Origin of the sequence: Streptomyces sp. NPDC097107, assembly GCF_044762405.1 — a bacterium.
GTDB lineage: Bacteria > Actinomycetota > Actinomycetes > Streptomycetales > Streptomycetaceae > Streptomyces > Streptomyces thinghirensis.
Window position 1 is genome coordinate 315,485 of the sequence record NZ_JBIWEF010000002.1, and the last position, 22,262, is coordinate 337,746.

Below are 22,262 nucleotides of genomic sequence, written 5' to 3' on the forward strand. Positions count from 1 at the left end.
CGTCACCCGTCACGCGACACTCGTCACCCGTCACTCGTCCTCCCGCTCCTTCTCCGCCAGGTGGATCACGCACACCGTCAGCGCGATCAGCAGCGCCGGGTCGGCGTCGTCCCGGACGACGTCGACGCCGTAGGTGTCCCGGAGGGTCAGCCACCGGCGCGAGACGACGGCCAGCAGCTCACCGTCGTACTCGATGGCGAACTCCCGGTCGAGGATCTTGCCGCTGACGTCCAGTTCGGTGCCGTCGGCCAGCGAGACCCGGTAGTGGTTGCGCAGCAGGGAGAGACGTTTCCGCTTGATCCGGGCCAGCGGCTCGTCGCCCCGCTCGATCACCATCGTGTCGCGCAGGGCGAACATCTTCTGGTGGATGTCGATGAGCACGCGCCCCTGGACGTCCTTCAGCTCCCAGGTGTCCCGCAGCCGCATCGCCTTGCCGTCGACGAGGTACACCTTGTTGCCGTTGTCGTCCTCGATCCAGTAGTCGTCGCCGAAGCCGAGGAGCCGGTCGTACACGAGGAATCTCATGACGTGATCGCTTCCCCGGGGCCCGCCCCGAAACGCCGCCGGTAGGCCGACGGGCTGAGCCCGGTCTCGCGCCGCAGCAGCGCCCGCAGGTTCGCGGCGGTCCCCAGTCCGCTGCGGGCCGCCACCACGTCCAGCCGCTCCTCGCCGCGCTCGATCAGGCGCCGGGCGAGGGTCACGCGCTCGGCCGTCAGCCAGGCGAGCGGCGTCGTCCCCAGCTGCGCCCGGAACCGCCGGTGCAGGGTCGCCGGTGACATCGCCGCGCGCTCCGCGAGGTCCGTCACCGTCAGCGGCTCGTCGAGGCGCTCCTGCGCCCACTCCAGCAGGGGCGTCAGCGACGCGTCGGGGACGTGGGGCACCGGGCGCTCCACGAACTGCCGCTGCCCGCCGTCCCGGTGCGTGGCGAACACCAGTCGGCGGGAGACGGCGTTGGCGATCTCGGCGCCGTGGTCCTTGCGCCAGATGTGCAGCCCGAGGTCGAGTGCCGCCGCGCTGCCCGCGGCGGTGAGCACGTCGTCCTCGTCCACGAACAGCACGTCCGGCTCCAGCAGCACCCGGGGATGCAGCCGGCGGAAGGAGTCGGCCCACAACCAGTGGGTGGCGGCCCGCCGGCCGTCCAGCAGCCCCGCCTCGGCGAGCGCGAAGCTGCCGGTGCACAGGCTCATGACGCGGGCGCCGCGCGCGTGCGCGCGCCGGATCGCGTCGAGGACGGCCGGGCCGCGCGGTACGACGTTGTCCGGCCGGCCGGGTACGACGACCGTGTCGGCCCCGTCCGCGGCCTCCAGGCCGGGTACGTCGGTGAGTGCGAAGAACCCGTGGTTCATCCGGATCCCGGGGGCCGGGCGTGATGCCGGCGGGGCTCAGGCGCCGTAGCCGTTGTTGTACCCGTCCCGCGTGTGGTGGTGGGGCCGGTCCTCGACGACCGGGGTCGTCGGCGGCATCACGACGCGACGGCGCCGGGCGATGCTGCTGAAGGTCGCCACACCGATCAGACCGACGATCATGAGGATGACACCGACCAGGTCGAGGTTGACGCCCTGCATGTCCCAGTCGGTCGCGAACGTGAGGATGGCTCCCACGGCGATGAGGATGATGCACCCGCCGAGGCCCATGACTGTTGCCTCCTTGTAGATCCGGTCGGTTCCGGGTTTCCGGTCGATCCGGTTCCGTGCGGGTACCCCCGGCCGGAACACACATGCGGGGCAGGGGTGTTCCGGCCGGGGAACGCTCCGGGGCTCAGCCCTCCAGGAACGCCACCAGCGCGTTCGCCAGCAGGTGCGGGTCGTCGGCGCCGCACAACTCCCGGGCGCTGTGCATCGAGAGGATGGCCGCGCCGATGTCGACGGTGCTGATGCCGTGCCGGGCCGCGGTGATGGGGCCGATGGTCGTGCCGCACGGCATGGAGTTGTTGGAGACGAACGTCTGGAAGGGGACGCCGGCCTTCTCGCAGGCGGCGGCGAACACCGCGCGGCCCGAACCGTCCGTGGCGTAGCGGTTGTTGACGTTGACCTTGAGGATGGGGCCGCCGTTGACCCGCGGCTGGTGCGTCGGGTCGTGCCGCTCCGCGTAGTTGGGGTGCACGGCGTGGCCGGTGTCGGAGGACAGGCAGACCGTGCCGGCGAAGGCGCGCGCCCGGTCCTCGTAACTGCCGCCCCGCGCGAACACCGAGCGCTCCAGCACGCTGCCGAGGAGCGGGCCGTCGGCGCCGGTGTCCGACTGGGAGCCGGTCTCCTCGTGGTCGAAGGCGGCGAGGACCGGGAGGTAGGGGAGGTCCGCGCCGGAGGTCGCGACCGCGGCCAGGGCGGCCACGCCGGCGTGCACGGACAGGAGGTTGTCCATGCGGGGGCCGGCCACCAGGTCCCGGTCGCGGCCCAGGTAGGCCGGGGGCTCCACCGAGTGGGTCATCAGGTCCCAGCCGGTGACCTCGCCGCGGGCGAGACCCGCCTCCTCCTCCAGGAAGGCGATCAGGTCGCCGTCGCGGACGGTGTCGCCCAGGCCCCAGACGGGCTGGAGGTGGCGCTGCTTGTCGAGCTTGAGGCCCTCCGCGGACACGTTGCGGTCCATGTGGATGGCGAGTTGCGGGACGCGGAGCAGCGGGCGGTCGATGTTGACCAGGCGGGTCGAGCCGTCGCGCAGCGTGAGCCGGCCGGCCAGGCCCAGGTCGCGGTCGAGCCAGGAGTTCATCAGGGGGCCGCCGTAGATCTCGACGGCGACCTGGCGCCAGCCGTGCGCCCCGGTGTCCGGGCGGGGCTTCACGCGCAGGTTGGGGGAGTCGGTGTGCGCGCCGACGATGCGGAAGGGGGTGTGCGGGGTAGCGCCCTCGGGGACGTACCAGGCCACGATCGCGCCGCCGCGCAGCACGTACCTGCCGCCGGTGGTCCCCTCCCAGGCGTCCGTCTCCGCGACCTGCCGGAAGCCCGCCTTCTCCAGCCGCTCGGCGGCGGTGGCCACCGCGTGGTACGGCGTGGGGCCGGCCGCGAGGAAGGACATGAGGTCGTCGGTGTGGCCGCGGTCGAAGCGGGAGGGTGCGCTCATGGGGTTCACCTTAACGACGTGCGAGGGCCCGCTTCCCGTGGCGCGGGAGCGGACCCTCGTCAGGCTGTGCGGAATTGGTGGAGGGGGCCGGACGGGTCCTAGAAGGCCGCCTCGTCCAGCTCCATCAGGTCCAGTTCGACGCCCTGGGCGACCTTGCGGGCCATGGTGACGCCGGGCAGGACGTTGGCCGCGAAGAACTTCGCCGCCGCGATCTTGCCGGTGTAGAAGGGCTTGTCCTTCGCGGACGCGGTCGGCAGCTTCTCGGCGGCGATGGCGGCGCCCTTGAGGAGCAGGTAGCCGACGATCACGTCACCGGAGGCCAGCAGCAGGCGGGTGGTGTTGAGACCCACCTTGTAGATGTTCTTGACGTCCTGCTCGGTGGCCGCGAGGTCGGTGAGCATCAGGCCGACGATGGCCTCCAGCTCGACGGCGGCCTTGGCCAGGTGCTCGCGGGCGCCGGACAGGTCCTCGCCGCCGGTGCCGAGGGCGAGGAACTTCTTGATGTCCTCGGCGAGCGAGTTCAGCGCGGCGCCCTGGTTGCGGACGATCTTCCGGAAGAAGTAGTCCTGGCCCTGGATCGCCGTGGTGCCCTCGTACAGGGTGTCGATCTTGGCGTCGCGGATGTACTGCTCGATCGGGTACTCCTGGAGGAACCCGGAGCCGCCGAAGGTCTGGAGCGACTGGGCGAGCTGCTCGTAGGCCTTCTCCGAGCCGTAGCCCTTGACGATCGGCAGGAGCAGGTCGTTGAGGGCGTGCTCGGTGGCGGCGTCCTCGCCGTTCGCCTCCTTGACCTGGATCTCGTCCTGGACGGAGGCGGTGTACATGACGAGGGCGCGCATGCCCTCGGCGTACGCCTTCTGCGTCATGAGGGAGCGGCGGACGTCCGGGTGGTGCGTGACGGTGACCTTGGGGGCCGACTTGTCCATGAAGTTGGCCAGGTCGGGGCCCTGGACGCGCTCCTTGGCGTACTCGAGCGCGTTGAGGTAGCCGGTCGACAGGGTCGAGATGGCCTTCGTGCCGACCATCATCCGCGCGAACTCGATGATGCGGAACATCTGGCGGATGCCGTCGTGCTTGTCGCCGATCAGCCAGCCCTTGGCGGGGTGGCGGTCGCCGAAGGTCATCTCGCAGGTGTTGGAGGCCTTCAGGCCCATCTTGTGCTCGACGTTGGTGGCGTAGACGCCGTTGCGCTCGCCCAGCTCGCCGGTCTCGAAGTCGAACTCGTACTTCGGGACGAGGAAGAGGGACAGGCCCTTGGTGCCGGGCCCTGCGCCCTCGGGGCGGGCGAGGACGTAGTGGAGGATGTTCTCCGACATGTCGTGCTCGCCGGACGTGATGAAGCGCTTGACGCCCTCGATGTGCCAGGAGCCGTCCTCCTGCTGGACCGCCTTGGTGCGGCCGGCGCCGACGTCCGAGCCGGCGTCCGGCTCGGTGAGGACCATGGTGGAGCCCCACTGCTTCTCGACGGCGAAGGACGCGATGTGCTTCTGCACCTCGTTGCCCTCCTCGAAGAGGATGCCCGCGAAGGCGGGGCCGGAGGAGTACATCCACACGGCCGGGTTGGCGCCGAGGATCAGCTCCGCGTAGGCCCAGATCAGGGAGCGCGGCGAGGTGGTGCCGCCGATCTCCTCGGGCAGGCCCAGGCGCCAGTACTCGGAGTCCATGAAGGCCTGGTAGCTCTTCTTGAAGGACGCCGGGACCGGCGCGGTGTTGGTCTCCGGGTCGAAGACCGGCGGGTTGCGGTCGGCGTCGGCGAAGGACTCGGCCAGCTCGTTCTCCGAGAGGCGGGTCAGCTCCTCCAGGACGCTCTTGGCGGTGTCCGTGTCCATCTCCGCGAACGGGCCGGTGCCGTACACCTTGTCACGGCCGAGCACCTCGAAGAGGTTGAACTCGATGTCCCGGAGATTCGGCTTGTAGTGCCCCATGGCGACGGCTCCGTTGAGAGATCGGCGAGGCACTGAATCCTCGCATCTGTACACATACCGACTGCGCGTACCAAGCAGTAGCTACGATGATGCTACCCGTCGGTAATAAGAAGCAACCCCGAGCCGGTCATCTGTGACCCGTCACTCGCTACTCTTTGCGGCATGTACGGCTACGACCAGACCGCGGGCCAACAGCAGCAGCAGTACGCCCCGCCGCAGCAGCCGATGTCCGGCGGATACGGGCAGCAGCCGCCGCTGTACCCCGAGCCGTCCCCGCCCTCGCTCGCGGACGCGGTGCGCGCCTTCACCACCGGCCAGATGTCCGCCGAGGACTTCCAGCAGATCTTCGCGACCTCGAAGGTCTACTGCCCGCGCGGTGACAACCCCGGCTTCCTCGCGCTGCACAACACCCAGCAGCCGGTGATCCCCATGTTCACCGGGCTCAAGGAGCTGCGCCGGTACGCGGGCAAGGAGTCCAAGTACTTCGTGATCACCGGCGCGGAGGTGATCGACCTCCTGCCGACCGGCTACGGCTTCGTACTGGACATGGAGGGCGAGCACCGGATGGTGTTCGACGCGACGGCCGTCGAACAGATGGTCGATTTCGCCATGCGCCGGATGTACGGCTGACCGTTGCCGCCACTGCGAGCCCGGAGGGAATGCCCTCCGGGCTTTCCGGGTTTGAGGTGGCAAGAAGTTCAACGCTCAACTAAAGTGGGCGTACCCGAGGAGGTACCGACATGCCTGCAGTGACCGTCGAGAACCCGTTGACGCTGCCCCGCGTATCCGCACCCGCCGACGCCGTCGCACGTCCCGTGCTCACCGTCACGACCGCGCCCAGCGGTTTCGAGGGCGAGGGCTTCCCGGTTCGCCGCGCGTTCGCCGGGATCAACTACCGCCATCTCGACCCGTTCATCATGATGGACCAGATGGGTGAGGTGGAGTATCAGCCTGGGGAGCCGAAGGGGACCCCGTGGCATCCTCACCGCGGCTTCGAGACCGTCACGTACATCATCGACGGGATCTTCGACCACCAGGACTCCCAGGGCGGTGGCGGCACCATCACCAACGGCGACACCCAGTGGATGACGGCGGGCTCCGGTCTGCTGCACATCGAGGCGCCGCCGGAGCAGCTGGTCATGTCGGGCGGGCTGTTCCACGGGCTCCAGCTGTGGGTGAACCTCCCGGCCAGGGACAAGATGATGGCCCCCAGGTACCAGGACATCCGCAGCGGCTCCGTCCAGCTGCTCACCTCCCCGGACGGCGGCGCGCTGATGCGCGTCATCGCCGGTGAGCTGGACGGCCACGAGGGCCCCGGCATCACGCACACGCCGATCACGATGGTCCACGCGACGCTCGCGCCCGGCGCCGAGGTCACCCTGCCGTGGCGGGAGGACTTCAACGGCCTGGCGTACGTGATGGCCGGGCGCGGGTCGGTGGGCGCCGAACGGCGGCCGGTCCACCTGGGGCAGACGGCCGTCTTCGGGGCCGGGGGCTCGCTGACCGTCCGCGCGGACGAGAAGCAGGACTCGCACACCCCCGACCTGGAGGTCGTGCTCCTCGGCGGGCAGCCGATCCGGGAGCCGATGGCGCACTACGGGCCGTTCGTCATGAACACCCGTGAGGAACTCCAGCAGGCCTTCGACGACTTCCAGAAGGGGCGCCTGGGCACGGTCCCGGCCGTGCACGGGATGTCGGCGGCGGGGCCGGAGGCCTGACGCCGGCCGCGCACTGACCGGGCGTCACCCTGACGTCGTGTCACCCGGGCGGGCCGTCCGCGCAGGACAGCCCGCCCGGTGCGTGATCGGCTGGGGGCGTGCAGCTGCTTCCCGGTCCGGTCCGTCGGTTCGCCGCCTGGTGCGCCGTCATCCTGCTCGCCAGCGGTGTCGTCTACGTCGCGATCCGGCTCTGCGTCGAGTTCCGCACCGCGGTGACGCCGGCGCTGCTCGCGCTGCTCGGCACCGCCCTGCTCAGGCCGCTGCACCGGTGGCTGGTGAAGGCGCACGTGCAGCGGTCGCTGGCCGCCGGGCTCACCTGTGTCGCCGTCGTCGCCGTGGTCGGCGGGGCCGTGTACATCGTGGTGTCCGCGCTCATCGAGACCGGCGACCAGATCATCGCCTCGCTCCGGGACGCGGCCAAGGACATCGCCGACCACTTCGGGGCGGCCGGCACCTCGCTGGAGGACATGGCGTCCAACGCGCGTGAGCTGCTGGGCAGGTTCGGCGGTACGGCCGCCTCGGAGGTGGTCACCGGGATCAGCGTCGTCGGCGAGATGCTCGCCATGGCGGTGCTCGCCCTGCTGCTCGTCTTCTTCTTCCTGCGCGACTCCGACAGGGCCGTCGACACGGTGCGGGCCGTCGCCCCGCCCGGCGGCGCCGACATGGTCGAGGCGATGTCCCGGCGGGCCTTCGGTGCCGTCGAGGGCTTCATGCGGGGCACCACCCTCATCGCCCTCATCGACGCGGTCTGCATCACCGTCGGGCTGCTCGTCCTGCGCGTCCCCGGTGCTGTCGGGCTCGGCGCGCTGGTCTTCGTCGGCGCCTACATCCCCTACCTGGGCGCGTTCATCTCCGGAGCCGTCGCCGTGCTGGTCGCGCTGGCCGACCGGGGCTTCGTCATCGCGCTGTGGGCCCTCGGGGTGGTCCTGGCCGTGCAGCTGCTGGAGGGACATGTGCTCCAGCCGGTGATCCAGAGCCGGACCGTGCAGATGCACCCGGCCATCGTGCTGCTGGCGCTCACCGCGGGGGCGTCGGTGGCGGGCATCCTGGGGATGCTCCTGGCCGTTCCCCTCACCGCGGCGGCGTTCGGGGTCGTCCACGAGCTCCAGGCGCGTTACGCGGCATCGGGGTCGCCGACCGGGCCCCGGCCGTCGCCGGGGCCGCCTTCCGGGCCCGCGGACTCGTAGACCTCGTACCAGATGCTCTTGCCCACGCCGCGCGGGGCGACTCCCCACGCGTCCGCGAGCAGCTCGATCAGCATCAGGCCGCGTCCGGAGGACGCCATCTCCCCCGGCCGGCGCTTGTGCGGCAGGTCGTCGCCGCTGTCGGTGACCTCCACCCGGATCAGCCGCTCGCCCGGCTCGCCGACGATCTCGGCGACCAGCAGGGCGTCGGCGTCGGTGTGCACCAGGACGTTGGTCAGCACCTCGGAGAGCAGGAGCACCGCGGCGTCCCGCTGCTCCTCGTCGGGCCAGTCGTGCAGCAGGCCGCGCAGATGCTGCCGGGCGGTGGCGACCCGCGCGGGCTCGGCCTGCGCGACCGTCAGCATCGTGCGGCGCACCGGGGGCCTGGCCACGGTGCTGTCGCCGCAGCCGCAGCCCTCGCCCTGCCGGCAGAGCAGCAACAGGGCGATGTCGTCCTCCCGCCGGTCGGCCAGCGGGCCGGTGGTGTGGTGCGAGGAGGGCCCGTGCACGGCCTGGACCAGTGCGTCGGCCAGCTGCTCCAGGCCGCCGTCGTGCTCCTCCAGGATCACGCGGAGGCGGTGCCAGCCGGTCTGCAGGTCGTGGCCGCCGGTCTCCACCAGGCCGTCCGTGCACAGCATCAGGGTGTCCCCGGGTTCCAGGGCGAGCCGCGTGGTCGGGTAGTCGGAGTCCGGGTCGATGCCGAGGGGCAGTCCGCCCGCCGTGGCGAGGATCAGCGCCGTCCCGTCCGCCATGCGCACGACCGGGTCCAGATGCCCGGCGCGGGCGCTCTCCACCGTGCCGGTCGCGGGGTCGACCTCGGCGTAGTAGCAGGTCGCGAAGCGCATGTCCCCGGGGTCGTCGCCGGACTGGGCGAGACCGTGGAAGAAGTGGGAGGCGCGGGAGAGCACCGCGTCGGGGCGGTGGCCCTCGGCGGCGTAGGCGCGCAGGGCGATGCGCAGCTGGCCCATCAGCCCGGCCGCGCGTACGTCGTGTCCCTGGACGTCGCCGATGACCAGGGCGAAGCGTCCCCCGGGCAACTCGATCATGTCGTACCAGTCGCCGCCGACCTGGAGGCCGCCGCCGGTGGGGACGTAGCGGGCGGCGACGCTCATGCCGGGGATCTCCGGGCCGAGCACGGGCAGCATGGTGCGCTGAAGCCCGTCGGTCAGCTCCCGCTGGGTCTCGGCGGCGCCGGCCCGGGTCAGGGCCTGCGCCAGCATCCGCGCCACGGTGGTCAGCACCGACCGTTCGTCCGGTGTGAAGGCGACCGGGTAGGCGAAGGCCGCCATCCAGGCGCCCATCGGGCGGCCCGCCACGGTCAGCGGCAGGAAGGCCCAGGAGCGGCGGCCGAAGCGCTCGACGAGCGGCCAGGTGAGGGGGTAGCGGGCCCGGTACCGCTCGGGGGAGGAGAGATAGACGGCGCGGCCGGTGCGGACCGCCTCGGCGGCCGGGTAGTCCGTGTCCAGCGGCATGTTCACGAACGGGTTCATGTCGTTCTGCGGCTGTCCGTGGTGGCCGATGACCGTCAGGCGGTCGCCGGAGACCCCGAAGACCGCGAGCCCGTCCGGGGAGAAGCCCGGCATCGACAGCCCCGCCGCGACCCGCAGCACCTCCTCGGTGGACCGTGCCTCGGCCAGTGCCCGGCCCGCGTCCAGGAGGAACGCCTCCCGGGAGCGGCGCCAGTCGCCGGTGACCGCGCTGCGCCCGGCGGGCGTGCCCGGCGTCGGTTCGGCGACCTCCTGAAGGGTGCCGGTCAGCTCGTAGGCCTTGCGCACGGGGTCGAACGACGGCTTGGAGCGGCTGCGGACGGTCCGGACGATGTGGCCCAGCTCGTCCATGATCCGGATCCGGACCTCGGCGAGGGTGCCCTCGGCCACGGCGAGCTGGACCACCCCGGTGATCTCGTTCCAGTCCACCGGATGCAGCCGGGCCCGCACCTGGGACTCGGTGAGGCTCGCCCGTTCCGCGGGCAGCCCGAGCAGGCGGGCCGCCTCCGCGTCGAGCGTGACCTCTCCGGTGGCGGTGTCCCAGTGCCACAGACCGGTCGCGAGAGCGGCAAGGACGGCCCCCACCTCGGGCAGGGGCTCACCAGTGCGCATTCACCCACTGTAGGAAGAGGTGATCGGAGACTGCCACCGGTCGCCCCCGGGCCCGCGCCGCGTCAATGGGGAGGAGGACAGCTGTGCCCGGCCGGTACGCTGGGGGTTGTTTCACGCTGGGGTTGTTTCACGTGAAACGCGGAACACCATCCCCGATCCACGAAGGCTGGATGAACGACGATGCATCGGTACAGGTCCCACACCTGCGGCGAGCTCCGCTCCTCTGACGTCGGCACCGACGTCCGACTGAGTGGCTGGCTGCACAATCGGCGCGACCTGGGCGGCATCCTCTTCATCGATCTGCGCGATCACTACGGCATCACGCAGCTCGTCGCCCGTCCGGGCACCGAGGCCTACGAGGCGCTGGACAAACTGACCAAGGAGTCGACCGTTCGTGTCGACGGCAAGGTCGTCTCCCGGGGCGCCGACAACATCAACCCCGACCTGCCCACGGGTGAGGTCGAGGTCGAGGTGGGCGAGGTCGAGCTGCTCGGCGCCGCCCAGCCGCTGCCCTTCACGATCAACGCCGAGGACGGGGTCAACGAGGAGCGGCGCCTGGAGTACCGCTTCCTGGACCTGCGCCGCGAGCGCATGCACCGCAACATCATGATGCGCACGGCGGTCATCTCGGCGATCCGTCACAAGATGGTGGCCCTCGGCTTCAACGAGATGGCGACGCCCATCCTCACCGCCACCTCTCCCGAGGGCGCCCGCGACTTCGTCGTGCCCTCCCGTCTGCACGCGGGCCGCTTCTACGCCCTGCCGCAGGCGCCGCAGCAGTTCAAGCAGCTGCTGATGATCTCCGGCTTCGACCGGTACTTCCAGATCGCGCCCTGCTTCCGCGACGAGGACGCCCGCGCCGACCGCTCGCCGGGCGAGTTCTACCAGCTCGACGTCGAGATGAGCTTCGTCGAGCAGGAGGACGTCTTCCAGCCGGTCGAGCGGCTGATGACGGAGCTGTTCACCGAGTTCGGCGGCGGCCGCGAGGTCACCTCCCCCTTCCCGCGGATCCCGTTCCGCGAGGCGATGCTGAAGTACGGCTCCGACAAGCCGGACCTGCGCGCCAAGCTGGAGCTCGTCGACATCACCGACATCTTCGCGGGCTCGGAGTTCAAGGCCTTCGCAGGCAAGCACGTCCGCGCGCTGCCGGTGCCGGACGTCTCGGGCCAGCCCCGCAAGTTCTTCGACCAGCTCGGCGACTACGCCGTCTCGCAGGGCGCCAAGGGCCTGGCCTGGGTCCGCGTCGGCGAGGACGGCACGCTGACCGGTCCGATCGCGAAGTTCCTCACCGAGGAGAACGTCGCGGAGCTGACCAAGCGGCTCTCCCTGGCCCCCGGCCACGCGGTGTTCTTCGGCGCCGGCGAGTTCGACGAGGTCTCGAAGATCATGGGCGCGGTGCGGGTCGAGGCCGCCAAGCGTGCCGGGCACTTCGAGGAGAACGTCTTCCGGTTCTGCTGGATCGTCGACTTCCCGATGTACGAGAAGGACGAGGAGACGGGGAGGATCGACTTCTCCCACAACCCCTTCTCGATGCCGCAGGGCGGCATGGACGCCCTGGAGAACCAGGACCCGCTGGACATCCTCGCCTGGCAGTACGACATCGTCTGCAACGGTGTCGAGCTATCCTCCGGCGCGATCCGGAACCACGAGCCGGACATCATGCTCAAGGCCTTCGCGATCGCCGGCTACGACGCGGAGACCGTCGAGCGCGAGTTCGCCGGCATGCTGCGCGCGCTCCGCTTCGGCGCCCCGCCGCACGGTGGCATCGCCCCGGGCGTCGACCGCATCGTCATGCTGCTCGCCGACGAGCCCAACATCCGCGAGACCATCGCCTTCCCGCTCAACGGCAACGCCCAGGACCTGATGATGGGCGCGCCGACCGAGCTGGACGAGACCCGGCTGAGGGAGCTGCACCTGACGGTGCGCAAGCCGCAGCCGAAGTAGTCCGCCGACGGCACGGCACGGCACGGCACGGCGCAGGGCCCGGCACCGGAGCGATCTCAGGTGCCGGGCCCTTCGTCGTCGTCACGCCTGGTCCTCGCTCCGGTAGAGCGGCAGGTTCTGGGTCGGGACGGTCCAGTCGGCGATGGTGACGTCCTCGCCGTAGACGAAGTCCTTGCGGGTGGCGTAGCGGGGGCCGTCGGGGGTGGTGTGGATGTCCGTGAATACGGCGCCGGTGCCCGTGCGGGGGTCGAAGACCGCGTAGACGGGGATGCCGAGCAGGGGGTAGTCGCGCACTTTGCCCACCCAGTCGTTGCCCGGGTTGGAGCGGGAGACGACCTCGACGGCAGCGATGAGCGACCGAGGGTCGAACGACCCCTCGATGTCCATGTCCTCTTCGGCGATCACCATCAGATCGGGCCGTCGCATGACGCCTTCGGGCTCGTCCTCCACGTCCGGCTCACCGGTGTGCGCCACGATCTCTTCCGGCATCACCTTTTCCAGGCGCTTCCGGAGCCGCAGTGTGGTCAGCTCGTGCCGACCGCTGGGCGACATCATGTCGTGGACGATCCCTTCCTTGGTGATCTCGAACTTGCCGGGCAGCGTGTCGTCCGAGGACTGAACGAAGTCGCGCATGGCCCGGTAGAGGTGGGAGGCGCCCTGCTGTGCGTCGTCGGGTGCGATGGTCATGGCGCTCGCTCCTCGTCGGGTGTGCCCACGGGCTCGGGCAAGGATCGTCGAATTCATGCTAGGCGCTCTCTAGGTGATCGGTTCGGCAGTCGCGGCAGTGGCCTGGGGCCGGGGCCCTGAAGGGGCGGTCGCAGCCGTCGCAGGTCTGGAACGGGTGCCGGGGCTCGGGGACCGGCGGGGCCGGTGGCCGGAACGGCGGTGGGGGCGGCAGCTGGGCGGTCAGGCGGTGGGCGAGGAAGGCGGCCGGCCGGATCAGGGGCTCGTTGGGCAGGTTCTCGGTCAGGGCGTGGCGTACGGCGGTGGGGGTGACCTCGCGCTCCAGCCAGGCGGCGACGCCCGGGGCGAGGTGTTCGGCGTCGGTGGCCGAGAGGAGGAGTCGGGGGTCGCGGCGGCGCAGGCCGGTGAGGACGTCGACGGCCGCCTGGAGGAGGGCGGGGGCGGGATGCGACGGCTGGGGTACGGCGGGGAGGCGCTTGCGCGGCGGCGGCTTCTCCTGGGCCGCGCGCCGGGCGGAAGGGCGGGATGTCGTCTCCCGTGCGCCGCCGCCGCTGTGTCCGGGCCTGTTGCGGGAGACCGTGCGGGTGACGATCCGGCCGGTGGACGTGCGTGTACACGTGCGTTGCAGGTAGCCGTGCTTCTCCAGCTCGCGCAGCCCGGCGGCGATGCGGGTGGGGCCCTCGGGGAAGCGGGCGGCAAGGGTCTTGATGTCGACGGAGGTGCCCTGCCGCACCGACTGGATGTAGCAGGAGAGCCCGATGGCGAGCAGGGACAGCTCCTCGTGCTGGACGAGGTGGTTGCCGACCACCGTGAAGCTCTCGGTGTGGCGGACGTTGTCGTGGACGACGCCTGCGAGGGGCTGCTCGTGGGGGTGGTCTTCGTCCGGGGTTCGGGACGTGGCGGGCATGGGCGCGTTAGGGTGCTGTGCATCCATCGGGGAAGAGCTCTTTTCTTCCTTGGCGGTTAGGCCCTCGCATTGGGAAGCCACTCCCGGCGGGGGCCGTCGCATGTCTGGTGGTCGTGTCGCCGCTGAGCGTAGGGCAGACAACCGGTCCCGAATCCAGCCGAGTTGGCATATTCACTCTCGGGAGTGACCGCGCCCGACGGGAGGGAGGGGAGGGGCTTGGCGGGGTGTTTTCTCCCCGGTTGGTGGTTCACAGGGGGCGCGGGTGGGACCGGCACCCGGCTCGTCGCGTTCCGGAGTTCCTCAGTGATGACGCCGTCGCGTACGGTCACTGCCCGTCAGTTGTCCGGTGGTGTCCGGGCTTGTCAGGGCCGTGCGTACGGGTAGGGCGTGGCTGATACGCGGCGGTACGACGGAGGGGCGCGCGCATGTCGGTGGACGGTGAGGTTCGACAGCTCAGGACCGAGGCTGACGAGCCCGGGTGGGAGGTGGACCCGGACGACGAGTGGGGCGTGGCGGTGGTCGCCACCGTGGGGCGGCAGTTGAAGCTGCGCCGGGAGGCCGTGGGGATGCGGGCCGGTGACTTCGGCAGGGCCGTGGGGTACGGCGAGGATCTCGTCTACAAGATCGAGGGCGGGAAGCGGATTCCCCGTCCGGAGTACCTGGAGATGGCCGACGAGGTGCTGGAGGCCGGTGGGCTGCTCGCTGCCATGAAGGAGGACGTGGCGAAGGTCCGGTATCCGAAGAAGGTGCGGGATCTCGCGCGGATGGAGGCCAAGGCGGTCGAGATCGGGATCTACGTGTGCAGCAGCATCCCTGGGCTGTTGCAGACTCCCGAGCACGCGCGTGCCCTGCTGGAGTCGTGGCAGCCGGCCTACTCCCCGGAGGACTTGGAGCGCCGGGTGGCCGCCCGCATGGCTCGCCGAGCCATCTACGACCGGTGTCCCGCGCCCGCGCTGAGCTTCGTCCTGGAAGAGGCCACGCTTCGGCGCGGGGTCGGGGGCACAATGGTGCGGCAACAGCAGTTCGAACGTGCGCTGGAGGTGGGGCGGATGAACAACGTCACCCTCCAGGTGATGCCGATGGGCAGTGGACCACACCCCGGCATGAGCGGCCGGATCGAAGTGCTCAAGTTCGAGGACGGCACGGCGGTGGGACGCTCCGACGGGGCGTTCAACGGCCGCCCGACGCACGATCCGAGGCAGCTTCGCGTCCTTGAACTGCGGTATGGCACCATCCGGGCCCAGGCTCTTCCACCGGAGGAGTCGCTGGCGTTCATCGAGCAACTGCTGGGAGAAACATGATCCGTAAGCCCACCGCCGGGGATGCCTCCGAACTGGCGTGGTTCAAGAGCAGTTATAGCGACGGACCCGACGGCGACTCCTGCGTCGAGGTAGCGGCCACCCCCGGCACCGTCCACGTCCGTGACTCCAAGTACCGCGACGCGAGCCCACGCCTCGCGTTGGCGGCGCAGGCGTGGGCGGGCTTCGTGGCGTACGCGTCCGGGAGCTGAAGGGCTGCCGTAGTCCTACCGCGCCACGAACTGGGTCAGGATCGCCTGGACCTCGTAGATGTCGACGCCCTTGGTGAAGGTCTTCTGGATGGGGGTCTGGGAGCCGGAGAGCCAGATCTTCAGCTCGGCGTCGAGGTCGAAGGTGCCGGCCGTCTCGACCGCGAAGTGCGTGATGCTGCGGTACGGGATCGAGTGGTACTCGGTCTTCTTGCCGGTGATGCCCTGCTTGTCGACCAGGATCAGCCGCCGGTCGGTGAACAGGATGGTGTCGCGGATCAGCAGGTACGCGGCGTGGATCTGCTCGCCGTGGCCGAGCAGGCGCGCGTACTCCTGCTGCGCCTGGGCCGGGTCGATGCTGTGTGCGTTGCCGAAGAGTGCCATGGATGATCCCCCCACGTGAGCTGGCTGCTCGTCCGATCCTCGCAAAGCGCGGGGCCCGGGAGAAGGTCTGGCCCTCCCGGGCCCCGTGCTGTAGCGAGCGCGTTACGCGGTCGGCTTCTCCTCGAGACGGGGGAAGAGCACCGCGCCCTTGGTGACCGTCGAACCGGCCGGCAGCCGGCCCCAGTCGCCCGCCTCCTGGACCTTCTGGTCCGCGAGGCCGCCGAGGGACGCCTCGGCGCCCAGGGAGTCCCAGAGCTTCTGGGAGGTGTCCGGCATGATCGGGTTCAGGAGGACCGCCACCGCGCGGAGGGACTCCGCGGCCGTGTAGAGGATCGTCGCGAGGCGCGCCTTGCCCTCGTCGGACGTGTCCTTCGCGACCTTCCAGGGCTCCTGCTCGGTGATGTAGCCGTTGACCTGCTTCACGAAGTCGAAGACGGCCAGGATGCCGCCCTGGAAGTCCAGCTCCTCGCCGATCTTCCGGTCGGCCTCCGTGACCGCCTTGGCCAGGCCGTCGTGGATCGCCTTCTCCGCGTCCCCGTCGGCCTCGGAGGCCGGCAGCTCGCCGCCGAAGTACTTGCCGACCATGGCCGCGACGCGGGAGGCGAGGTTGCCGTAGTCGTTGGCCAGCTCGCTGGTGTAGCGGGCGGAGAAGTCCTCCCAGGAGAACGAGCCGTCCTGACCGAACGCGATCGCGCGCAGGAAGTACCAGCGGTACGCGTCGACGCCGAAGTGCGAGGTGAGGTCCTGCGGCTTGATGCCGGTCAGGTTGGACTTGCTCATCTTCTCGCCGCCGACCATCAGCCAGCCGTTCGCGGCGATCTTCCCGGGCAGCGGGAGGCCCTGGGCCATCAGCATCGCCGGCCAGATGATCGCGTGGAAGCGGAGGATGTCCTTGCCGACCAGGTGCACGTCGGCGGGGAACGTCGACTCGAACTTCTCCGGGCTCTCGTTGTAGCCGACCGCCGTGGCGTAGTTCAGCAGGGCGTCGATCCACACGTAGATGACGTGCTTGTCGTCCCAGGGGACCGGCACGCCCCAGTCGAAGGTCGAGCGGGAGATGGAGAGGTCCTGGAGGCCCTGGCGGACGAAGTTCACGACCTCGTTGCGCGCGGACTCGGGCTGGATGAAGCCCGGGTTGGCCTCGTAGTGGGCGAGCAGCTTCTCGCTGTACTCGCTCAGCTTGAAGAAGTAGTTCTCCTCGCTGAGGAGCTCGACCGGCTTCTTGTGGATCGGGCACAGCTTCTGGCCCGCGTACTCGCCCTCGCCGTCGAGCAGCTCGCCGGGGAGCTTGTACTCCTCGCAGCCCACGCAGTACGGGCCCTCGTAGCCGCCCTTGTAGATCTCGTCCTTGTCGTACAGGTCCTGCACGAACTCCTGGACGCGGTCGGTGTGCCGCTTCTGCGTGGTGCGGATGAAGTCGTCGTTCGCGATGTCGAGGTGCTCCCACAGGGGCTTCCAGGCCTCGGTGACGAGCTTGTCGGCCCAGGCCTGCGGGGTGACCCCGTTCGCCTCGGCCGTGCGCATGATCTTCTGACCGTGCTCGTCCGTGCCGGTGAGGTACCACACCTTCTCGCCGCGCTGGCGGTGCCAGCGGGTGAGCACGTCGCCTGCGACGGTCGTATAGGCGTGGCCCAGGTGAGGAGCGTCGTTGACGTAGTAGATGGGGGTCGAGACGTAGAACGCCTTCGCCCCCTGCTTCTCGTTTCCAGTGGCCGCCATGGTCGAAATCCTACTGGTCGGATGGAGATCGACTCACACGCGTTCCGGGGGGCGGACAGGGGCGGTCTCCCCCTGTCCGCCCCCCGCCGGGCGGTTCCGGTGCCTGGCGGCCTACGGGCGCCAGGTGGCCAGTACGCCCTCGTAGAGCTCCTTGTCGGTGAGTTCCTTGGGGGTCTCGCCGGCGAGGAAGTGGGACGCGTTGCCCGTCTTGAGTTTGCGGAGGTAGTCGAAGGCCTTGTTCTCCGGGTCACCGAAGGCGACGAAGGAGAAGTGGACGTTCGGGTGGTCGGCCGCCGCCTTGGTGAGGGACTGGGTGGCCGGGGTCTTGGCGTCGGGGGCGCCGTCGGTCTGGAAGATCACCAGGGCGGGGGTGCCGGGGGCCTCTTTCTTGGTGTGGTGGGCGAGGACGGCCTCGACGGCGGCGTGGTAGCTGGTGCGGCCCATGCGGCCGAGCGCTGCGTGCAGCTCGTCGATCTTGTTCTCGTGGTCGGTGAGGGTCAGCTCGCCGGTGCCGTCCACCTCCGTGGAGAAGAACGTGACGTGGACCGTCGCCTCGGGGTCCAGGTGGGCGGCGAGCGCGAGGGTCTGCTCGGCGAGGGCCTGGGCGGAGCCGTCCTTGTAGTACGGGCGCATGGAGGCGGAGCGGTCGAGTACGAGGTGGACCCTGGCGCGGGTGCCGGTGAGGTCGTGCTTCTTGAGGGCGGTGCCGGCGGCCTTGTAGGCGGTGGCGAGGCCGGGGGCGTGGGAGCGGAGGCGGGCGGCGGGGGTCGCGGGTTTGGCCTCCGGCGCTGCGGGGGTCGGTTGCGGTTGTGCCTGCGGCGCGGGGGTCGGTTGCGGTTGTGCCTGCGGCGCGGGGGTCGGTTGCGCCTCGGCTTCGCCTTCGGCGTCCGGGTTCCCACCCGCACCGCCCGTGCTGCCTTCGTCGTCGGGTGCGGGTGGCCCCTGTGGGGGTGCCTCGCCGTCGGCGGCCGCGGGTTCGGGGGTGGATGTCGGCTCTGCCGGTACCTCTGCCGGTACCTCTGCCGGTACCTCTGCCGGTACCTCTGCCTCTGCCTTCTCCGCTGCCTTCGGCTCCGGCTCCGGCTCCGGCTCCGATTCCGGCTCCGGCTCCGGCTTCGCTTCCTGTGCCGGCTTCGGCTCGGGCTCGGGCTTCGCTTCCTGTGCCGGCTCCGGCTTCGGTTCCGGGGGCGTGTCCGGGGTCTCGGTCTGCTTCGGGACCGTGGGGTTGGTGAAGGCCGCCTTGACGAGTTCGTGCTCGTCGGCAGTGGTTTCCGAGCGGGGCTCGGGGACCTGCGTGGCCTCCGTACGTTCCGGGGCCTCGGTCGGCTCCGGGGGCGCGGTGGGCTGGGACGGGAGCTTCGGCTCCGGCGCGGTGGCCGGCGGTGCCGTCTCCTGCGTCACACCCTCCGCCTGGGCGGCCTGTTCTTTGCGTGACCGGCCGAACACGTTCCGCAGAGAGGTGAGAATGCCCATGTGCGCAACCCTTCGCGTGAGTTGATGCCCGTCAATCCCTGGCCAGGACGGACACGTAAGGTTAGCGGCCCTGGATTGTGATCTTGTGCAGGGTCTGCCATGAAACCCCTGGCGCGTCAAGGCGGGATCGAGCCCCCGTGGCAATTCCACTTCCGCTTCCGGGGGTTCACCCGCTGTTCACCGTGGCGCCCGTCTCTCGCACGTATGTGCACCTACGGTCGCGCTGATACCAAGGGCATCCAGGGATTCTCAAGGGGAGAACACAGTGCGCAAGCTGCTGCCGTTGATCGGAACACCGTCCGGTTCGCATCCCGGCGGCCGGTCCGCCATGACCTGCCGTTTCCGGTGTGGTGACGCCTGCTTCCACGAGGTGCCCAACACCAGCTCCAACGAGTACGTCGGCGACGTGATCGCCGGTGCGCTCAGCCGCCGTTCCATGATGCGTGCCGCGGCCGTCGTCACCGTCGCCGCGGCGGGTGCCGGGGCCGTGGGCGTGGCCGGGGCGCCGTCGGCGCAGGCCGCGCCGGTGGCCGGGCGGGGACACGGGGGCGGGCACGGGAAACCGTCGAAAACGCAGGGCGCGCGCGGGCTGCGGTTCACGCCCGTCGCGCCCAACACCGACGACGCCGTCACCGTCCCGGAGGGTTACCGGCAGGACGTCGTGATCCGTTGGGGTGAACCCATTCTGCGCGGCGCGCCCGCCTTCGACCCGGAGAAGCAGACCGCCGAGGCGCAGGCGGGGCAGTTCGGGTACAACAACGACTTCCTCGCGCTGCTGCCGCTGCGCGGTGAGCACGGCCGGCAGGTCCTCGTCGCCAACCACGAGTACACCGACGAGGTGCTCATGTTCCGCGGCTACGACCCCGACAACCCGACCCGTGAGCAGGTCGAGATCGCCTGGGCCGCGCACGGCCTGTCCGCCGTGGTGGTGGAGGAGGAGCGCGGGAGCGGGAAGCTGACGCCCGTCGCGCGGCACCGCCTGAACCGGCGCGTCACCGCGACCACCGAGTTCCGGCTGACCGGGCCGGCCGCCGGGTCCGACCTGGTGAAGACCTCCGCCGACCGGTCCGGCCGGAAGGTGCTCGGCACCCTCAACAACTGCTCCGGCGGCACCACTCCGTGGGGCACGACGCTGCACGGCGAGGAGAACTTCAACCAGTACTTCGCCAACAGCGGCCGGGCGACGGACAAGCGGTACGGGATCGGCACCGGCGCCACCGAGCGCAAGTGGGAGCGGTTCGACAAGCGCTTCGACGTCGCCCAGGAGCCGAACGAGGTGCACCGCTTCGGGTACGTCGTCGAACTGGACCCGTACGACCCGGAGTCCACCCCGCGCAAGCACACGCTGCTCGGCCGCTTCAAGCACGAGGCGGCGACCGTGCGGCTGACCCACGACGGGCGCCCGGTCGTCTACACCGGTGACGACGAGCGGTTCGACTACTTCTACAAGTTCGTCGGCAGCAAGCGGATGCGGCACGGCAGCAGCCGCTGGGCGCGTGAGCACAACCTGTCGCTGCTCGACGAGGGCACCCTCTACGTCGCCAAGCTCAGCGGCGACTCCCCGGCGATCGAGATCGACGGCACGGGCAAGCTGCCGCGCGACGGCGAGTTCGACGGCAGTGGCCGCTGGATCCCGCTGGTCACCGCCACCGAGGACGGCGCCGTCTCGCACGTCGACGGCATGAGCGCCGAGGAGGTCTGCGTCTTCACGCGGCTCGCCGGTGACAAGGTCGGCGCGACGAAGATGGACCGGCCCGAGGACATCGAGCCGTCCCCGCAGAGCGGCAAGGTGTACGTCGCCCTCACCAACAACTCCAACCGCGGCGTCGGCTCGAACGCCAAGGCGGACGAGGCCAACCCGCGCAACGCCAACAAGCACGGGCACGTCCTGGAGCTGACCGAGCGCTGGAACCGGGCCGACGCGACCGCCTTCGCCTGGTCGCTGTTCCTCGTCGCCGGTGACCCGGAGGACCCGGCGACGTACTTCGCGGGCTTCCCGAAGGACCGGGTCAGCCCGATCTCCTGCCCCGACAACGTCGCCTTCGACGACCACGGCAACCTGTGGCTGTCCACCGACGGCAACGCGCTCGGCACCCACGACGGCCTCTTCGGCGTCGCGACCAAGGGCGACCGGCGCGGTGAGCTGAAGCAGTTCCTGACCGTGCCGAACGGCGCGGAGACCTGCGGCCCGCTCATCCAGGACCGGCGCGTGCTGGTCGCCGTGCAGCACCCGGGCGAGATCGACGGCGCCTCCGTGGAGGAGCCGGCCAGCACCTGGCCCGACGGGCCCGGGACGCTCGTGCGTCCGGCGGTCGTCGCCGTGTGGCGCGCGGACGGCCGCGACATCGGCGTCTGAGCGCCCGCCGCGTCGTCCGGGGCCGGTGTCGGCTCGTCCGGGGCCGGTGTCAGCCGGCCCTGTGCAGCGTGAGGTCGACGACCACCGCGCGGTGGTCGGTGCCGGCCAGGTCCAGGAACCGGGCGCGGTGTGCGGTGAAGTCCTCCGACACCAGGACGTGGTCGATCTGCACGCCGAACGCCGGGGTGGTCCGGGCAGGCCAGGTGGCCTTCCGGTCGGCCCCGGCCAGCCGGGCCGCGTCGCGCAGCCCGGTGTCGAGGATGCGGCGGAAGGCGGCGTGGTCCTGGGATGCGTTGAAGTCGCCGGCGAGGATGCCGGGGGTCCCGCTGCCCTCGGCCTCGGCGGCGGCGTCGCGCAGTGCGCCCAGTTCCTCGCGCCACAGGCCGACCTGCTCCGGCAGCGGCGGCATCGGGTGGGCGAGCTGGAGCCGGACGGCGTTGCCGCGCACGTCGGCGACGGCGCCGGGCATGCCCATGGTGCCGGGGACGCCGGCGGTGGCCTTGAGCGGGAACGCGCTCAGGATGACGGACCCCTCGGAGCCGCCGCCCTCGACGGCCTGCCGGTGGGGGTAGTCGGCGGCGAGGTCGCGCCGCAGCGCCGCGTCGCACGTGTACTCGCACTCCTGTACGAACACGAGGTCGGGCTTCTCGCGCCGCACGGCGGAGACCAGCTCGCCGGTGCCCTGCCCGAACTCGACGTTCGAGGTCAGCACCCGCAGCTCGGCGACGGGCAGCCCGACGGGGTCGCCCGTCTTGCCGTACGGCTCGATGAACCAGGCCAGCAGCCCGAGCAGCGCCACGCCCCACACCGCGCCGGTCCACCACCGGGCGAGCAGCGTCAGCAGCAGCCCGGCGCCCGTCGGCACGAGCAGCCAGGGCAGGAAGGCGAGCAGCTGCGGTACGGGTGTGACGCCGTCGCTGTCGGCGAGGCGGCAGCCGACGACCACGCTCACCACGGCGAACAGCAGCCCCGCGCACCAGGCCCCGAACCGCCGTCCGGCGCGGCGGGCGGCCGGCCGCTCCCGCGGGTCCGTCCACTGGCCGGTCGCCGTGTCGGTGTCCGTGTTCAAGTCCCGGCCCTTCGCTCGCGGGTGCGGTGGCTGCCTGTGCGATGCCCGAATCCCCCGTCTAAGACGGACGCCGGGGGCCGAAAGTTGCGCACCGGGCCCTACGCCTCCGCGTGGGACTCCCGGTGGAACTCCCGGACCACCTCGATGCGCCCCACGATGTGCCGGTCGAACTGCGCCGGCTCCTCCGCCGGAACCCACAGCTACCCGCCGCCGGGCGCCCGCGGAGTCAGCCGGTG

Annotated in this window: 18 protein-coding genes and 1 pseudogene; 7 read left to right on the top strand and 12 right to left on the bottom strand. The window is 70.8% G+C overall.

Going from position 1 to position 22,262, the window contains the following annotated elements:
• Positions 1–30: 30 nt before the first annotated feature.
• From ACIQ1J_RS05125 to ACIQ1J_RS05145, 5 genes and pseudogenes are all read right to left on the bottom strand, one after another.
• Positions 31–525 carry an LURP-one-related/scramblase family protein gene (locus ACIQ1J_RS05125; protein WP_210959909.1) on the bottom strand — a complete coding sequence of 165 codons (495 nt, stop codon included), beginning with the start codon at positions 523–525 and terminating at the stop codon, positions 31–33.
• Positions 522–1,364 (bottom strand): annotated as a pseudogene (locus tag ACIQ1J_RS05130) (GlxA family transcriptional regulator); the annotation flags it as partial. The pseudogene ACIQ1J_RS05130 and the gene ACIQ1J_RS05125, both read right to left, overlap by 4 nt.
• 18 nt (positions 1,365–1,382) lie before the next feature.
• Complete coding sequence (locus ACIQ1J_RS05135; protein ID WP_403554206.1) at positions 1,383–1,634, bottom strand: DUF6458 family protein; 252 nt, start codon at positions 1,632–1,634, stop codon at positions 1,383–1,385.
• Positions 1,635–1,758: 124 nt separating this feature from the next.
• Positions 1,759–3,057, bottom strand: a complete 1,299-nt coding sequence (locus ACIQ1J_RS05140) for a M18 family aminopeptidase (RefSeq protein WP_403554208.1) — start codon at positions 3,055–3,057, stop codon at positions 1,759–1,761.
• Positions 3,058–3,155: 98 nt separating this feature from the next.
• Positions 3,156–4,982, bottom strand: a complete 1,827-nt coding sequence (locus tag ACIQ1J_RS05145; RefSeq protein WP_403554210.1) for an acyl-CoA dehydrogenase — start codon at positions 4,980–4,982, stop codon at positions 3,156–3,158.
• Between the two features lie 162 nt (positions 4,983–5,144).
• Here ACIQ1J_RS05145 and ACIQ1J_RS05150 point away from each other — a divergent pair, with 162 nt between their 5' ends.
• The 3 genes from ACIQ1J_RS05150 (at position 5,145) to ACIQ1J_RS05160 (ending at position 7,887) form a co-directional block, all read left to right on the top strand.
• Positions 5,145–5,612 carry an SseB family protein gene (locus ACIQ1J_RS05150; protein ID WP_403554212.1) on the top strand — a complete coding sequence of 156 codons (468 nt, stop codon included), beginning with the start codon at positions 5,145–5,147 and terminating at the stop codon, positions 5,610–5,612.
• Between the two features lie 110 nt (positions 5,613–5,722).
• A complete protein-coding gene (locus tag ACIQ1J_RS05155; protein ID WP_403554214.1) occupies positions 5,723–6,700 on the top strand; it encodes a pirin family protein in 978 nt (325 codons plus the stop codon).
• Between the two features lie 98 nt (positions 6,701–6,798).
• The gene (locus ACIQ1J_RS05160) at positions 6,799–7,887 is read left to right on the top strand and encodes an AI-2E family transporter (protein ID WP_403554216.1); all 1,089 of its coding nucleotides are present in this window, start codon (positions 6,799–6,801) and stop codon (positions 7,885–7,887) included.
• Here the strand turns inward: ACIQ1J_RS05160 and ACIQ1J_RS05165 are convergent.
• Positions 7,815–9,983, bottom strand: coding sequence for a SpoIIE family protein phosphatase (locus ACIQ1J_RS05165; RefSeq protein WP_403554218.1), 2,169 nt, complete (start codon positions 9,981–9,983; stop codon positions 7,815–7,817). The genes ACIQ1J_RS05160 and ACIQ1J_RS05165 overlap by 73 nt on opposite strands.
• 180 nt (positions 9,984–10,163) lie before the next feature.
• Between ACIQ1J_RS05165 and aspS the strand changes: the two genes are divergently transcribed.
• Positions 10,164–11,927: an aspartate--tRNA ligase gene (gene aspS / locus ACIQ1J_RS05170; RefSeq protein ID WP_403554220.1), complete on the top strand. Its 1,764-nt coding sequence runs from the start codon at positions 10,164–10,166 to the stop codon at positions 11,925–11,927.
• Between the two features lie 81 nt (positions 11,928–12,008).
• On the opposite strand, the gene ACIQ1J_RS05175 is transcribed toward aspS, so the two are convergent.
• Both ACIQ1J_RS05175 and ACIQ1J_RS05180 read right to left on the bottom strand, forming a co-directional pair.
• Positions 12,009–12,614 (bottom strand): Uma2 family endonuclease, encoded by a 606-nt coding sequence (locus tag ACIQ1J_RS05175; RefSeq protein ID WP_403554222.1) that lies wholly within the window; start codon positions 12,612–12,614, stop codon positions 12,009–12,011.
• Positions 12,615–12,672: 58 nt separating this feature from the next.
• Complete coding sequence (locus tag ACIQ1J_RS05180; RefSeq protein ID WP_403554224.1) at positions 12,673–13,518, bottom strand: helix-turn-helix domain-containing protein; 846 nt, start codon at positions 13,516–13,518, stop codon at positions 12,673–12,675.
• Between the two features lie 425 nt (positions 13,519–13,943).
• Here ACIQ1J_RS05180 and ACIQ1J_RS05185 point away from each other — a divergent pair, with 425 nt between their 5' ends.
• Positions 13,944–14,819: a helix-turn-helix domain-containing protein gene (locus ACIQ1J_RS05185; protein ID WP_403554226.1), complete on the top strand. Its 876-nt coding sequence runs from the start codon at positions 13,944–13,946 to the stop codon at positions 14,817–14,819.
• Positions 14,816–15,028 carry a DUF397 domain-containing protein gene (locus ACIQ1J_RS05190; protein ID WP_210959885.1) on the top strand — a complete coding sequence of 71 codons (213 nt, stop codon included), beginning with the start codon at positions 14,816–14,818 and terminating at the stop codon, positions 15,026–15,028. The genes ACIQ1J_RS05185 and ACIQ1J_RS05190 overlap by 4 nt, the downstream gene beginning before the upstream one ends.
• Before the next feature lie 15 nt (positions 15,029–15,043).
• On the opposite strand, the gene ACIQ1J_RS05195 is transcribed toward ACIQ1J_RS05190, so the two are convergent.
• From ACIQ1J_RS05195 to ACIQ1J_RS05205, 3 genes are all read right to left on the bottom strand, one after another.
• Complete coding sequence (locus ACIQ1J_RS05195) at positions 15,044–15,409, bottom strand: PH domain-containing protein (RefSeq protein ID WP_210959883.1); 366 nt, start codon at positions 15,407–15,409, stop codon at positions 15,044–15,046.
• A gap of 102 nt (positions 15,410–15,511) precedes the next feature.
• Positions 15,512–17,128, bottom strand: a complete 1,617-nt coding sequence (gene metG / locus ACIQ1J_RS05200; RefSeq protein WP_403554228.1) for a methionine--tRNA ligase — start codon at positions 17,126–17,128, stop codon at positions 15,512–15,514.
• A 111-nt stretch (positions 17,129–17,239) separates the two neighbouring features.
• A complete protein-coding gene (locus tag ACIQ1J_RS05205; RefSeq protein ID WP_403554230.1) occupies positions 17,240–18,601 on the bottom strand; it encodes a VWA domain-containing protein in 1,362 nt (453 codons plus the stop codon).
• 265 nt (positions 18,602–18,866) lie between these two features.
• Here ACIQ1J_RS05205 and ACIQ1J_RS05210 point away from each other — a divergent pair, with 265 nt between their 5' ends.
• Positions 18,867–20,957, top strand: a complete 2,091-nt coding sequence (locus tag ACIQ1J_RS05210) for a PhoX family protein (RefSeq protein WP_403554232.1) — start codon at positions 18,867–18,869, stop codon at positions 20,955–20,957.
• A gap of 49 nt (positions 20,958–21,006) precedes the next feature.
• Here ACIQ1J_RS05210 and ACIQ1J_RS05215 read toward each other — a convergent pair whose 3' ends face one another.
• On the bottom strand, positions 21,007–22,026 hold the full coding sequence (locus tag ACIQ1J_RS05215) for an endonuclease/exonuclease/phosphatase family protein (RefSeq protein ID WP_403554234.1): 1,020 nt from the start codon (positions 22,024–22,026) through the stop codon (positions 21,007–21,009).
• Positions 22,027–22,262: the final 236 nt, after the last annotated feature.